Below are 13,164 nucleotides of genomic sequence, written 5' to 3'. Positions count from 1 at the left end.
ATGGGCCGGGAGGAGCAGCGGGCGGCAATGCGCCGCATGCGGGAGGGACTGATCGCCGAGCTCGAGGACCTGTACCGCCAGGCCTTCGACCGCATCGGCGATCAGCAGCTGGGGGAGGGGGCCGTCGCCCGCCTGACCCAGCTGCTGCTGCGGTCCCGCGAAGCGGCGATCACCCCGCTGCAGGAGGAAATCGAGGCCCCGCTGATCACCAGCCCGGCCGGTGATCCGACCGGAGGAGCTGCAGGTCCGTGAGCTGGCTCGACGACCTGGAAGCCCGGCTGGAGCGGGAACTGGAGACCTTCCTCGCCGCCAACCCCGACCAGGAGGCCCTGCTGCGGGATCAGGAGGATCGCGACCGGCAGGCCCACCTGCGCTCCCAGCGACGGGGCCTGCAGCAGCAGGCGGAGCGGCAGCGGCAGGGCCTGCTGCAGCTGGCCAGCCAGATCCGCCAGTGGCAGGAGCGCACCGACAAGGCCCGCGACGCCGGCGCCAGCGACCTGGCCGAGCGGGCCGAGCAGCATGTGGGGGAGCTGATGCAGCAGGGACGCCGACGCTGGCAGGAGCTGGAGGCGCTGGGGCAACGGTTCGCCGCGGTGGAGCAGGAGCTCCTCGGCCTCGCCAGCCGCCAGGCCCGGAGCCGCGCGGGCGATGGGCCCAGCCTCGAGCGTGACTGGGCCGCCTTCGAAGCCCAGCAGGAGCTCGAAGAGCTGCGCCGCCGTCAGGGCTGAAAGGCCCCGGGGCCGCGACCGCCATGGGATTCCTGCTCACGAAGCTGCTGCCGCTTGCGCTCTACCCCCTCGGCCTCGGGCTGCTGGTGCTGCTGGGGGGTCAGGCCGGAGGAAACCGCCGCTGGGCCCGCGGCCTGGGCTGGGCGGGGATCGGCCTGATCTGGCTCTTCGCGATGCCGTTGACCGCCCGCCAGCTGATCTGGGGGCTGGAGGAGCACAGCGCCAGCCTGGCCCCCCGCTCCCTTCCCAGCGCCGATGCGGTGGTGGTCCTCGGTGGAGGCCTGCGCCCCCCCCTGGCGCCACGCACGGCGGTGGAAGTGGGCGAAGGGGGCGACCGCCTGCTCACCGGCGTCCGCCTGCTGCGCCAGGGGAAGACGCCGATCCTGGTGGCCAGCGGCGGCCGGGTGAGCTTCACCGCGGGCGACCCTGCCCCACCGGAGGCGCACTGGGCCCGCGATCTCGCCCTGGAACTGGGCGTGCCGGCGGATCGCCTCGTGCTGAATGACCGCTCCCGGACCACCGCCGAGGAGGCACGCGACATCGGCGCGCTGGCCCGGCGCCGGGGCTGGCAGCGGGTGTTCCTGGTCACCAGTGCCTTCCACATGCCCCGCTCCCTGGCGACGTTCCGGCAGCGGAGTGGGCTGGAGGTGATCCCGGTGCCGGCCGACTACCAGCTGCCCAGCCGTGCAAACTACGGGCGCGCCACCCTGGGCAGCACCCTGCTGGACCTGGCGCCGAATGCGGAGGCGCTCCACCTGAGCACGGTGATGCTCAAGGAGCACCTGGGGCTGCTGGTCTACCGATGGCGCGGATGGAGCTGAGCCCGGTCGGTGGTGCAGGTGGAGGGGTAAGTGGCGGACCGATCAGCCGGGGTGGCAGCCGGGTGGCAGCGGACCGCCCTCAGCTCTTCCGCAGCCGTCATTTCTTCGGTGCCGGCGGCACCAGGCTCACGCCCTCGGGGGGAGGCGTGGGATCCGGGTCGGCGATCAGCATGTGCTGCAGGACGATCTCGGGGCGTTCACTGTCGCGCCAGCGGATGCGGTAGGCCGGCATCTTGGTGCCCCGGCTGGTGGTCTGCTCCACCGGCTCCATCACCCAGCCGCGCCTGGAGCGCCCCTGGGGGTTGCGCTTCACAACCGCATCTGCGTGCTGGAAGCGGAAACCGACGCGCTCGCCACTCATGGAATCGCTGCCCCCGGTGGGGGAGATTGCCTACCGAACCCATTATCTCATTGTGCCCCTCGGGGCCGGCCCTGCCGGCCGGTCGCGGCCTGGGGGGCGACAGCTCAGCAGGCCGGGACCTCGGCCTTCTGGTCAGGCCGCAGCAGGGGGAAGGCGATCACGTCGCGGATCGAGGCGCTGTCGGTGAGCAGCATCACCAGCCGATCGATGCCGATCCCCAGACCCCCCGTCGGAGGCATCCCCACCTCCAGCGCATGGAGAAAGTCCTCATCGACCGCCTGGGCCTCGAGATCCCCGGCAGCCTTGCGCGCCTGCTGGGCCTCGAGACGCTGCCGCTGGTCGACCGGGTCGATCAGTTCACTGAAGGCATTGGCGGTCTCGCGACCGACGATGAACAGCTCGAAGCGCTCCACCATGCCGGGCTTGCTGCGATGGGCCCGGGCCAGGGGGGAGTTCTCCACCGGATAGTCGATCACGAAGGTGGGCTGGATCAGCTGGCCCTCGACGCACTGCTCGAAGGCCTCCACCAGCAGCCGCCCCACCGAATCGGCCAGTTCAGGCACGGCGAGGCCGCGGGCCTCCATGGCGGCGGCGGCGTCTTCCCGGCTCGCGAAGCCGGTGAAGTCGAGCCCGCTCGCGTCCTGCACCAGTTGGTGCATGGTGGCCCGCCGCCAGGGCGGCGTCAGGTCGATCTCGGTGCCCTGGTAGGTGATCCGGGTGGCACCGCAGACCTGCTGACAGACGTGGGCGATCAGCTGCTCGGTGAGGTCCATCATGTCGGTGTAGTCGGCATAGGCCTGGTAGACCTCCACCGAGGTGAACTCGGGGTTGTGGCGCGTGCTCACCCCCTCGTTGCGGAAGATGCGCCCCAGCTCGTACACCCGCTCGAACCCACCCACCACCAGGCGCTTGAGATGGAGCTCGGTGGCGATGCGCAGGGTGAGGGGCAGATCCAGAGCGTTGTGGTGGGTCTCGAAGGGCCGGGCATCGGCACCGCCCGGCTGGCTCTGCAGCACCGGCGTCTCGATCTCGAGGAATCCCCGCTCATCCAGCCAGCGGCGCATGGCACTCACCGCCAGGGCACGGCGCCGGAAGGTCTCACGGGTGTGGGGCGAGACGATCAGATCGAGGTAGCGCTGGCGGTAGCGCTTCTCCACGTCGGCCAGGCCGTGCCACTTGTCCGGCAGGGGCTGCAGGCTCTTGCTCAGCATCGTCCAGCCCTTCACCTTCACCGAGAGTTCACCCCGGTCGGTGCGGCGAAGACTGCCGTGCACACCGATCAGATCGCCCGCGTCCACCAGGGAGGTGATGTGGGCGAAGGCCTCGGGGTCTTCCGGCATGGCCGAGGCGAGGGTGGCCTTTTCGATGAACAGCTGGATCGGACCGCTTTCATCGGCCAGGGTGAAGAAGGCGAGCTTGCCCATCACCCGCCGGGTCATCACCCGGCCGGCGACGGCCACGGCCACGTCCCGTTCCTGGCCATTGGCCAGGTCGGCATGGTCGACCTGGAGGTCGGCGGTGCGATGGGTCGGCTCGAAGCGCAGCGCATAGGGACCCTGGCCCAGGCTGGCGAGGGTCCGGGCTTTCTCCAGGCGGGTCTCGCGCAGCTCCGACACGGGGGAGGGGATCTCAGCTGCGGGCCATCCTGCAGGAGCGGGGTCAGCCGGCGGCGGTCATCCCTCCGTCTCCCATCCGCTGGGAGGCATAGCCGGTGCCCCGCACGGTGAGGATCAGCTCGGGGTTGCGGGGGTCGGGCTCGAGCTTGCCGCGCAGCCGGGCGACGTACACATCGACGACCCGCAGATCGGCGGCCCGCCGGGGCGGGTACCCCCACAGCTGCTCGAGAATCTCGGCGCGGGGCACCACCCGGCCGGGCTCGCGGAAGAGCAGTTCGAGCAGGCTGAATTCGGTGTAGGTCAGGGCGATGCGCTCGCCTTCGCGGGTCACCTGACGGCGGTTGGTGTCCACCACCAGATCACCCACCCGCAGCACACCGCTGCCACTGGACTGTTCCCGGGGCTCCGTGGCCGCCGAGCCGCGACCGACGCGGCGCAGGATCGTGGCGATGCGGGCCTCCAGCTCCTTGGGGCTGAAGGGCTTGGGCAGGTAGTCGTCGGCACCGAGGTCCAGGCCGGACACACGCTCGGCGATGGCGTCGAGGGCCGAGAGGAAGATGATCGGCACGCAGGATTCGGCCCGCAGCCTGCGGCAGACCGCGAAGCCATCAAGCTTGGGCAGCATCACATCCAGCACCACCAGGTCGGGCTGTTCCTGGTGGAAGAGGCTGAGCGCCTCCTCGCCGTCCTCCGCGCAGATGACCCGATAGCCGGCCAGCTGGAGCCGCATCAGCAGCACCCGTCTGACGGCGGACTCGTCGTCAACGACGAGCAGGGTGGCCTTGGGCTCCGCGGGCGTGGTCGGCATGTCCGCAGAGGGCATGGGCGAGGCGCCGCAGGGATGAAGAAACGCAACCTTACCCCTCGGCCCGGCCTGGGGTCATCCCCCGGATCGACGCCTGGCGGGCCGATCTGGCCGGATTTAAGCATTTCTGAAGAAACAGCGGGATCGGCGCGACCCTGCTAACGGCGCCCCGGTCGGGGTCGCTCAGGGCCAGCGGGCGGCGGCGTAGCGGTCCCACTCGCGGCGGGCCTGGGTCAGGGCCGCATCGCTGTCGACCTGAGCGAGCATGGCCCGCTGGAGCTGGGTGTACAGAATCGCCTGGAGCCGCTTGATGCCCGGGATGGCCGGCACCAGCACCTGTGCCCGCTCCAGGGTGGTGGCCGACAGCAGGCGGGCGTCCTCCACCAGCTGCTCAGCGGGGCTGCGCTCGCCCCCCCGGCGCAGGCTGGTCTGCAGGCGCTGCAGGGCTTCCCGGGACGAGGGCAGCACCCGGGCCTGGTCGGCGAAACGGTACTGGTTGGCCGCATCGGTGAGGAACAGGCCGAAGCTCACGGCCTCGGCGGCCATGGCGCTCTGCCTCGGCACCACCAGGTTCATCACCGCCACGTTGGCGGCTCCGTCAGCACCGGTCAGCGGGGGGTAGGGCGCGGTCCGGGAGGCCACGCCGGGGGCATTGGTCTGCAGGTTGCGCAGGAAATCCGGCCCGGTGGCGACCTGGGCCAGATCACCGGACTGGTACAGCTCGATCGCCCGCCGGTAGCCCTGGCTCACCACCTCCCGGGGCAGCAGACCGCGGCGGTAGAGATCGGTCCAGAACGCGAAGGCCCGGCGACCCGCAGGGCTGTCGAAGGCGGCCCGCTGGCGGTCGTCCAGGAGCCGCACCCCCATCTGCACGAACGACTCCAGCAGTTCGGCCGAGTCGTCGGGCACCACCGTCATGAACAGCGCGTAGCGACCGGTGCGGCGACGGACCGCCTCGGCATAGGCCGGCACCTCCTCCCAGCGCGACGGCGGAGCGGCGTAGCCGGCGCGCTGCAGCAGCTGGCGGTTGGCCATGGTGATCCTGGCGGTGAGGTACCAGGGGATGGCGAACTGGTCGGTGCCCTGGCGGCCTGCCGCCCAGATGCCCGGCAGGTAGCGCTGGGCGGCTCCCTCCGGCAGCTCCGGGGTCAGGTCGAGCAGCCCTCCCTTGCTGGCCAGGTTGGCGGCAAAGGGGGGGTTGAGGTTGACGAGATCCGGGGCGGTGCGGGCAAACACCGCCGCCAGCAGCTTGCGCTCCACCGAGGCCCAGGGCACATCGGTCCAGCGCACCCGCACCTGGGGATGCTGGCGCTCCCAGGCGTCGATCACACCGCCGATGTAGTCGTTGAACTTCGGGGCCAGATCGAGGGTCCAGACGTTCAGCTCCCGCCGCCCATCGGCGCCGCGGCGTCCGCCACCGCAGGCCCCCAGGGCAGCGGAGCCGCCGCCGGCCAGCAGCAGCCACAGCAGTTGTCGGCGCGTGACGCCCATCGGCTTCCTCCCCATCACGTCATGGCGCAGCGTCAGTCAACTGCGCAAGCCCGGTGCCTGCTGACGCCAGAGCAGCAGCTGCAGGGAACACAGCATCGGCGCCAGCAGAGCGGTGAGGAGAGTCTGGGCGCACAGGGTGTGAAGCGCCCCCTCACCGAGCTGGCCGCGCCAGAGCTGTTGCAGCAGCACCGTGGCCCCCACCAGGGCCGTGCCCAGCAGGGCCAGCAGACCGAGGCTGAAGCTGCGCTCGATCGGGGGGCCCTTGCGGCCGAGCCGTCCCCACCACCAGCCCAGCAGGATCAGGGCGGGGATCTGGGTGACCTCGCCGAGCACGAGCGCATCCAGCATCAACCCCAGGCCCAGCCCGGCGAACGCCCCGGACAGGGGACCATCCACCAGGGCCCAGGGCAGCAGCCAGAGCACGGCCCAGCTGGGCGGCACACCGGCCAGCTTGACCGCCCCTGGAGAGGCCAGCACCAGGAAGGGCACCAGCAGTGCCGTGGCGACACACCAGCGCTGGCGGGTCAGGACCGCCATCTCAGCGGACCCGCACCCGCACCCAGTCCACCGCGTCGACCGGCGCGCTGAGCTGCACCACTGCCTCGGGAGCCGGCACGGCCTGATCGTCGACCGACTGCACCACCCCGACGGTGAGGTTGGGGGGCACCAGGGTGCTGGCGGGAGAGGTCACCACCAGATCGCCGGCACGCACGCCGAGATCCTTCTGGATGAAGCGCAGGATCGGCCGGGCGGTGCCTCCCCCCACCAGCAGCCCGTGGCGCTGGACCCGCCCGATCCACACACCGACGCGGCTGGAGGAATCGGTGAGCAGGGCCACGCTGGCGGTGCTGGGGGTGACGCTGGCCACCCGCCCGATCAGTCCCCCCGGCGCCACCACCGCATCGCCCGGGGTGACGCCGTGGAGGGAACCCCGCCCGATCACCAGCTGGCTCCACCAGCCCTGGGCGTCCCGGGAGATGACCGGCGCCGTCACGTCCTGCCCCGAGCTGCGCTGCAGTTCCAGCAACTCGCGCAGGCGCCGGTTGTCGGCCTCCAGCACCGAAAGCCTCGACTGCAGATCGAGCTGCTCGGCGGCCTTGATCCACTCCCCCTGGGCCGAACCGGGCCAGAAGGGCCGGGTGAGCAGGGCGTAGACATCGGTGAGGAAGGCCCCCTTGCTGAGCCGCACCCCCACCAGGGCGAGCAGCAGCAGGCCCCAGGGCCAGCCGGCCGTGAGCCATCGCAACGGCGGCAGTCGCAGCCGGCGGCCCGCCTGCATCGGGTTCAGGCCGCCTGACGCACGAAGTCAGGGGTATCGAGCACCCGCTCGAGGCGCTTGTAGTCCTCCAGGACCATGCCGCAGCCCATCACCACACAGAGCAGGGGATCTTCGGCCACATGGGTGAGGATGCCGGTCTCGTGGCTGATCAGATCGCTGATCCCGCGCACCATGGCACCGCCGCCGGCCAGCATGATGCCCCGGTCGACGATGTCCGCGGCCAGTTCGGGAGGGGTGCGCTCCAGGGTGCGCTTGACGGCTTCCACGATGACGTTGAGGGGCTCGGCCATGGCCTCCCGGATGTCGCCGGCGCGCACGTTGATGGTGCGGGGCAGGCCGGAGAGCAGGTGCAGGCCCCGCACGTCCATCGAGGTCTCGTCGTGCTCGTCGTCGGGGAACGCCGAACCGATCCGGATCTTGATGTCCTCGGCGGTGCGTTCACCGACCACCAGGTTGTGCACCTTCTTGAGGTAGACACCGATGGAGTCGCTGAGCTCATCGCCGGCCACCCGCACCGATTCGCTCAGCACGGTGCCGCCGAGGCTGAGCACCGCCACCTCGGTGGTGCCGCCGCCGATGTCCACGATCATGGTGCCGACCGGTTCGGTGACCGGCAGCCCGGCACCGATGGCCGCGGCCACCGGCTCATCGATCAGGTGCACCTCCCGGGCGCCGGCCAGGCCCGCCTCGCGCACGGCCCGGCGCTCCACGCCGGTGACGCCGCTGGGGATGCCGATGACCAGGCGGGGGGCGACGATCCCGCGCCCCTCGTTGCCCTTCTGGATGAAGGTCTTGATCATCTGTTCGGCGGCGTCGAAATCGGCGATGACGCCATCGCGCAGCGGACGCACGGCCCGGATGTTGCCAGGGGTGCGGCCCAGCATCAGCTTGGCCTCGTCGCCCACGGCCAGGGGCACCCCGCGCTCGAGATCCAGGGCCACGACGGAGGGTTCCTGCAGCACGATGCCCTTGCCGGACACGTACATCAGGGTGTTGGCCGTTCCCAGATCGATACCGATGTCACGGGAAAACTGGAAACGACGAAAAAACACGGACGACCCGCCAGGCAGCCCCAAATCATAGGGGGGTGGTACGGCCGGGCCAAAGGGTGGAACTGAACCGGAGAAGGCGCCCCGAGGGGTGCCGCATCATTGACCCAATCGACCAAGGAGACACGCCATGGGCGTCAATTCCATCACCCTCGTCGGCCGTGCCGGCCGCGACCCTGAAGTGCGGTACTTCGAGTCCGGCAGCGTGGTGGCCAACCTCACCCTGGCGGTGAACCGCCGCAGCCGCGACGACGAACCCGACTGGTTCAACCTCGAGATCTGGGGCAAACAGGCCCAGGTGGCGGCGGACTACGTCCGCAAGGGTTCCCTGCTGGGGATCATCGGCAGCTTCAAGCTCGACCGCTGGACCGACCGGAACAGCGGCGAGGAGCGCACCAAGCCGGTGATCCGGGTGGACAGGCTGGAGTTGCTGGGCTCCCGACGGGATGGCGAGGCCGGCCTGGGCGGGGGCGGCGGATTCGGGGGCAGCGGATTCGGGGGCGGCGAACCGAGCGAGGAGGAAGTGCCGTTCTGAGTCCGGGCGAGCGGGCCCGAACAGAAAGCCCCCACCGGCATGGCCGGCGGGGGCTGGACTTCCGAGAGCTGCACACAGCTGGGCAGGCTGGGCGGCCTGCCGGGGGTCAGTAGCGGTAGTGCTCGAGCTTGTAGGGGCCCTCCACGGCAACGTTGATGTAGGCGGCCTGCTCGGCGGTGAGCTCGGTGAGTCTGGCGCCGATCTTCTCGAGGTGCAGGCGGGCCACCATCTCATCGAGGTGCTTGGGCAGCACGTAGACCTGCTTGCCGTACTGATCGCCCTTGGTGAACAGCTCGATCTGGGCCAGCACCTGGTTGGTGAACGAGTTGCTCATCACGAAGCTGGGGTGGCCGGTGGCGCAGCCCAGATTCACCAGACGACCCTCGGCCAGAAGCAGGATCTTGTTGCCGCTGGGCAGCGTGATGTGATCCACCTGGGGCTTGATGTTGTCCCAGGGGTACTGCTTCAGCGAGGCCACATCGATCTCGTTGTCGAAGTGGCCGATGTTGCAGACGATCGCCTGATCCTTCATCTGGATCAGGTGCTCGTGGCGAATCACCTGGAAATTGCCGGTGGCCGTCACGAAGATGTCGACATCGCGCACCACGTCGTCGAGACGCACGACGCGGTAGCCCTCCATCGCCGCCTGCAGGGCGCAGATCGGGTCGATCTCGGCGATCATCACGGTGGCGCCGAGGCCGCGCAGCGACTGGGCCGAACCCTTGCCCACATCGCCGTAGCCCAGCACCAGAGCCACCTTGCCCGCCACCATGACATCGGTGGCACGCTTGATCGAATCCACCAGCGATTCGCGGCAGCCGTAGAGGTTGTCGAACTTGCTCTTGGTGACCGAATCGTTGACGTTGATCGCCGGGAAGGGCAGCTCACCGCTCTTCTGCAGCTGGTACAGACGGGCCACGCCGGTGGTCGTCTCCTCGGTCACGCCCTGGATGGCGGCATGGATGCGGGAGTAGAAGCCGGGCTGGGCGGCCAGTTTCTGGCGGATGCTGTTGAAGAGGGCGGTCTCCTCTTCGTTGGAGGGGTTGTCGAGAACCGAGAGATCCTGCTCGGCCCTGGTGCCGAGAATCACCAGACCGGTGGCGTCGCCCCCATCGTCCAGGATCATGTTGGGCGTGCCGCCATCGCCCCACTCCAGGATCCGGTGGGTGAAGGCCCAGTACTCATCGAGGGTTTCGCCCTTGTAGGCGAACACCGGCACGCCGGCGGCCGCGATCGCGGCGGCGGCGTGATCCTGGGTGGAGAAGATGTTGCAGCTGGCCCAGCGCACCTCGGCCCCAAGGGCCACGAGGGTTTCGATCAGGACGGCGGTCTGGATCGTCATGTGCAGCGAACCCGCGATGCGGGCCCCCTTGAGGGGCTGCTCTGCGCCGAACTTCTGCCGCAGGGCCATCAGGCCGGGCATCTCGGTTTCGGCGATGGCGATCTCTTTGCGGCCGAAATCGGCCAGGCCGAGATCGGCGATCACATACGAGGCTGTCGTCTGCAGCGCAGGCGCGGCGGGGGTGGCCACCATGGTTGTCACTCCTGGGAAACGGCTCGCTCCCGGCTGGGAGGGCGTGGATGGGAAATATCTGCGGAGACGCCGAGGCTTCGGGCTCGCTTGGCGGGCAATCTACAGGCAGGTTCTGAACACCCGTGAGCCACCCCGACCCACCCTGGCGCCGCCACACCCTTGCGGATGCCGAAGCGACCCGTCGCCTGGGGCGGGAACTGGCCGGCCTGCTCGCTCCGGAGTCGGCGATCGTGCTGCTCTGTGGTGACCTGGGAGCCGGCAAGACCTCGCTGGTGCAGGGCCTGGCCGCGGGCCTCGGGATCCTTGAGCCGATCACCAGCCCCACCTTCGCCCTGGCGCAGCACTATCTCCCGAGCGCGGATGGGGCCTGCCGCGGCCTGGTGCATCTCGACCTCTACCGGCTGGAGCTGGCGGCGGCCGCAGACGAGCTGTTCGCCCAGGAGGAGGAGGAGGCCATGGCGCGGGGCGCCGTGCTGGCGGTGGAGTGGCCCGAACGGCTGAGCTTCCGGCCGTCTAGCGCCTGGTGGGTGGACCTGCAGCTCCTCCCCGGCGACGATCCCGCCGCCGGGCGGCTGGCCTGCCTGTGGCGCCCGGCCCCCGCCGAAGGGGGCGGCAGCGGCCTCTCGCGCTGAGAGCTCAGACCCCCGGCGGGCCGGAAGCGGCCGCCAGGAAGGCGTCCACGGCCGCCTCGCTCGGCTGGGGGTCGATCGCCCCCGCCCCCTGGCACACCAGGGCACCGCAGGCACTGCCGAAGCGCATCAGCTCCGCCACCGCCAGCGGGTCGGCCCCGCCCAGCAGAGCGGGGCGGCCGCACAAGCGGTGCAGCAGCCCCGCGGTGAAGCTGTCGCCGGCGCCCGTGGTGTCGATGACGTCCACGGGAAAGGACGGCTGCGCGCCGCAGGCCGGCCCGAGGCACCAGCGCAGTGGCCGGTCTCCGTCCGTCACCACCACCGCGGGGTGCTGGGGCAGGGCCTCGCGCACCGCAGCGGGCTCCGGGCTGCCGAACAGCCACTCCGCTTCCTCGGCGGCGCACTTGATCAGGGCGGCGCGCTGCAGCAGCGGGCGGATGCGCTCGGCCTGAGCGGCGCTGGGGGGAGCCTCCGGAGGGGCGACCGGATCCCAGAAGGTGGGCCTCCAGTTGACGTCCACAGCGAGGGCCACCCCGGCGGCCTCGGCCCAGGCCAGACAGCGCTCCAGGGCCGCGGCGGCGGTGGCACTGGCCAGGGGAATCGTGCCGACCAGCAGCCAGCGGGGCTGGGATGGCCGCGCGAGCGCGGCGAGCTCGCGGGCGAGGGGCTCGGCCTCGATCGCCTGATCGGCGAAACCATCGCCCAGGTCGCCGGCGAAACCACCGAACTGGCGATCGCCGCTGGGATCCCGGCGCACCAGCACGATCCGGGTGGGCCGCCGGCCATCCCACTGCAGGGCCTTGAGGTCCACGCCGCGGCGCTGGAAGAGCTCGGCAAAGGCCTGGCCGATCCGATCCCGGCCCAGCCGGCCCACGAAGGCCACGGGCGTGCCCAGGCGGGCCAGGGCACAGGCCACGTTCGCGGGAGCCCCCCCGAGGTGGTCCTCGAGCTGGTCGAGCGCTGCCAGGGCCGGATCGCCACCGGGCGGACCGAGCCGGTCCACCAGGGCTTCGCCGAAGCAGACGACCTGGGGATGGACAGCCATCAGGCGGCTGATCGACTGGCTCCAGGCTGGCCCGATCCGCCGCCGGCGTCAGCCTCGGAGCCCGAAGTCGGCCCCTGCAGCCGCTCCAGCAGAGCCGCGATGATCCGGGCGTTGGCCGCCGGGAAGGGGTAGGTGCCCAGGTCCTCGGGCCGCACCCAGCGCACCTGCTGGCTGGCCAGTGGCTGGGGCTCCCCGCTGATCCAGCGGCACAGGTGCACCACGAAGCGCAGCCGCTTGTGGCTGTAGGCATGGTCCAGCCGGATCAGCTCCTCCCCCACCGCGGCCTCGATCGCCAGCTCCTCGCGGAGCTCCCGGGCAATGGTGGTCGCGATGGGCTCGCCGGGCTCCTGCTTGCCCCCCGGGAACTCCCAAAGCCCACCCAGCAGACCTTCCTGCAGACGCTGGTCGATCAGCACCCGGCCATCGCCATCCAGCACGATCCCCACGCCGATCACCTGGAAGGGCAGGGGCCTGGGAGCATCCTTCACGGGAAAGCGGGCGGGGTCGCCGGCAGCGTAGGCAGCACAGTCCCCCTGCCAGGGACAGGCCCCGCAGCGGGGCTGGCGGGGGGTGCAGACGGTGGCGCCCAGGTCCATCACGGCCTGGTTGAACACCCGGGGCCGCTCGGGATCGAGCAGGCGCTCACTCAGCTGCCAGAAGCCGGCGAGCTGCCGCGCCGGCGGCCTGGGGCTGGCAATCAGCCGGGCCAGCACCCGTTTCACATTGCCGTCCAGGATGGCGTAGGGCTGATCGAAGGCCGAGGAGAGGATGCTGCCGGCGGTGCTGCGGCCCACGCCGGGCAGGGCCAGCCAACCCGGCAGATCCCTCGGCCAGACGACCGGGCCAGGGCCTCCCGCCGCCAGCAGCTGGCGCGCCCCCTGGTGCAGGCGCCGGGCGCGGGCGTAGTAGCCGAGCCCCTGCCACTGCAGCAGCACCACCTGGCTGTCGGCGCGGGCCAGGGCTTCCAGATCCGGGAACCGGGCCATCCACCCTGTCCAGTAGGGCAGCATCACCGGCAGCTGGGTCTGCTGCAGCATGATCTCGGCGGCCCAGACCGGGTAGGGATCGAGGGCCTCGCCATCGCCGGGCGGGCTGCCATCGGGGCGCAGCTTCCAGGGGATGGCCTGCCGGCCATGGTGTTCCCACCAACGGAGCAGCCGGCGGCGAAGGGCCGGCGCCCCGGCCTCCAGCCCGGCCAGGGAGGCTTCGGCAGCCAGCGGATCCGCCCGTCCCAGCGCCGCTGCGGGGTCCGCACCTGAAGGGGGCGCCAC

At 70.9% G+C, this 13,164-nt stretch carries 15 protein-coding genes; 5 read left to right on the top strand and 10 right to left on the bottom strand.

Annotated elements, in window-relative coordinates; genetic code table 11:
* From ACLNEE_RS07625 to ACLNEE_RS07615, 3 genes are read left to right on the top strand one after another with little or no spacing between them, the layout of a single operon-like run.
* A complete protein-coding gene (locus ACLNEE_RS07625) occupies positions 1 to 252 on the top strand; it encodes a hercynine metabolism small protein (protein ID WP_411424390.1) in 252 nt (83 codons plus the stop codon).
* Positions 249 to 728 carry a hercynine metabolism protein gene (locus tag ACLNEE_RS07620; RefSeq protein ID WP_411424389.1) on the top strand — a complete coding sequence of 160 codons (480 nt, stop codon included), beginning with the start codon at positions 249 to 251 and terminating at the stop codon, positions 726 to 728. The genes ACLNEE_RS07625 and ACLNEE_RS07620 overlap by 4 nt, the downstream gene beginning before the upstream one ends.
* A gap of 23 nt (positions 729 to 751) precedes the next feature.
* Positions 752 to 1,549, top strand: coding sequence for a YdcF family protein (locus ACLNEE_RS07615; protein ID WP_411424388.1), 798 nt, complete (start codon positions 752 to 754; stop codon positions 1,547 to 1,549).
* Positions 1,550 to 1,646: 97 nt separating this feature from the next.
* On the opposite strand, the gene ACLNEE_RS07610 is transcribed toward ACLNEE_RS07615, so the two are convergent.
* From ACLNEE_RS07610 to ACLNEE_RS07580, 7 genes are all read right to left on the bottom strand, one after another.
* Positions 1,647 to 1,910, bottom strand: a complete 264-nt coding sequence (locus ACLNEE_RS07610) for a hypothetical protein (protein WP_035832975.1) — start codon at positions 1,908 to 1,910, stop codon at positions 1,647 to 1,649.
* Positions 1,911 to 2,014: 104 nt separating this feature from the next.
* Positions 2,015 to 3,526, bottom strand: coding sequence for a lysine--tRNA ligase (lysS, locus tag ACLNEE_RS07605; protein ID WP_411424386.1), 1,512 nt, complete (start codon positions 3,524 to 3,526; stop codon positions 2,015 to 2,017).
* A gap of 43 nt (positions 3,527 to 3,569) precedes the next feature.
* The gene (gene rpaB, locus ACLNEE_RS07600; protein ID WP_411424385.1) at positions 3,570 to 4,334 is read right to left on the bottom strand and encodes a response regulator transcription factor RpaB; all 765 of its coding nucleotides are present in this window, start codon (positions 4,332 to 4,334) and stop codon (positions 3,570 to 3,572) included.
* 180 nt (positions 4,335 to 4,514) lie between these two features.
* Positions 4,515 to 5,822 carry an ABC transporter substrate-binding protein gene (locus ACLNEE_RS07595; RefSeq protein WP_411424384.1) on the bottom strand — a complete coding sequence of 436 codons (1,308 nt, stop codon included), beginning with the start codon at positions 5,820 to 5,822 and terminating at the stop codon, positions 4,515 to 4,517.
* Between the two features lie 36 nt (positions 5,823 to 5,858).
* Positions 5,859 to 6,359 carry a hypothetical protein gene (locus tag ACLNEE_RS07590; RefSeq protein WP_412006950.1) on the bottom strand — a complete coding sequence of 167 codons (501 nt, stop codon included), beginning with the start codon at positions 6,357 to 6,359 and terminating at the stop codon, positions 5,859 to 5,861.
* Between the two features lies 1 nt (position 6,360).
* Positions 6,361 to 7,101 (bottom strand): rod shape-determining protein MreC, encoded by a 741-nt coding sequence (gene mreC, locus ACLNEE_RS07585; RefSeq protein ID WP_411424840.1) that lies wholly within the window; start codon positions 7,099 to 7,101, stop codon positions 6,361 to 6,363.
* A 5-nt stretch (positions 7,102 to 7,106) separates the two neighbouring features.
* Entirely contained in the window at positions 7,107 to 8,153 is a 1,047-nt protein-coding gene (locus ACLNEE_RS07580) for a rod shape-determining protein (protein ID WP_412006949.1), read from the bottom strand.
* A 127-nt stretch (positions 8,154 to 8,280) separates the two neighbouring features.
* Here ACLNEE_RS07580 and ACLNEE_RS07575 point away from each other — a divergent pair, with 127 nt between their 5' ends.
* Positions 8,281 to 8,685, top strand: coding sequence for a single-stranded DNA-binding protein (locus ACLNEE_RS07575; protein WP_411421757.1), 405 nt, complete (start codon positions 8,281 to 8,283; stop codon positions 8,683 to 8,685).
* Positions 8,686 to 8,791: 106 nt separating this feature from the next.
* Here the strand turns inward: ACLNEE_RS07575 and ahcY are convergent, their stop codons facing one another.
* Positions 8,792 to 10,219 carry an adenosylhomocysteinase gene (gene ahcY / locus ACLNEE_RS07570; RefSeq protein WP_411421758.1) on the bottom strand — a complete coding sequence of 476 codons (1,428 nt, stop codon included), beginning with the start codon at positions 10,217 to 10,219 and terminating at the stop codon, positions 8,792 to 8,794.
* Between the two features lie 122 nt (positions 10,220 to 10,341).
* On the opposite strand from ahcY, the gene tsaE reads away from it, so the two are divergent.
* Positions 10,342 to 10,851, top strand: a complete 510-nt coding sequence (tsaE, locus tag ACLNEE_RS07565) for a tRNA (adenosine(37)-N6)-threonylcarbamoyltransferase complex ATPase subunit type 1 TsaE (protein ID WP_411421759.1) — start codon at positions 10,342 to 10,344, stop codon at positions 10,849 to 10,851.
* Between the two features lie 4 nt (positions 10,852 to 10,855).
* Here the strand turns inward: tsaE and ACLNEE_RS07560 are convergent, their stop codons facing one another.
* Both ACLNEE_RS07560 and mutT read right to left on the bottom strand, forming a co-directional pair.
* Entirely contained in the window at positions 10,856 to 11,893 is a 1,038-nt protein-coding gene (locus tag ACLNEE_RS07560; protein WP_411421760.1) for a carbohydrate kinase family protein, read from the bottom strand.
* Complete coding sequence (gene mutT, locus ACLNEE_RS07555; RefSeq protein WP_411421761.1) at positions 11,893 to 13,164, bottom strand: 8-oxo-dGTP diphosphatase MutT; 1,272 nt, start codon at positions 13,162 to 13,164, stop codon at positions 11,893 to 11,895. Before mutT ends, ACLNEE_RS07560 begins: the two co-directional genes overlap by 1 nt.

It is taken from the genome of Aphanothece stagnina RSMan2012 (assembly GCF_046764815.1).
GTDB lineage: Bacteria > Cyanobacteriota > Cyanobacteriia > PCC-6307 > Cyanobiaceae > NIES-981.
Note: the sequence above shows the minus strand (reverse complement) of the source record. Positions and strands in the feature narration are given on the sequence as shown.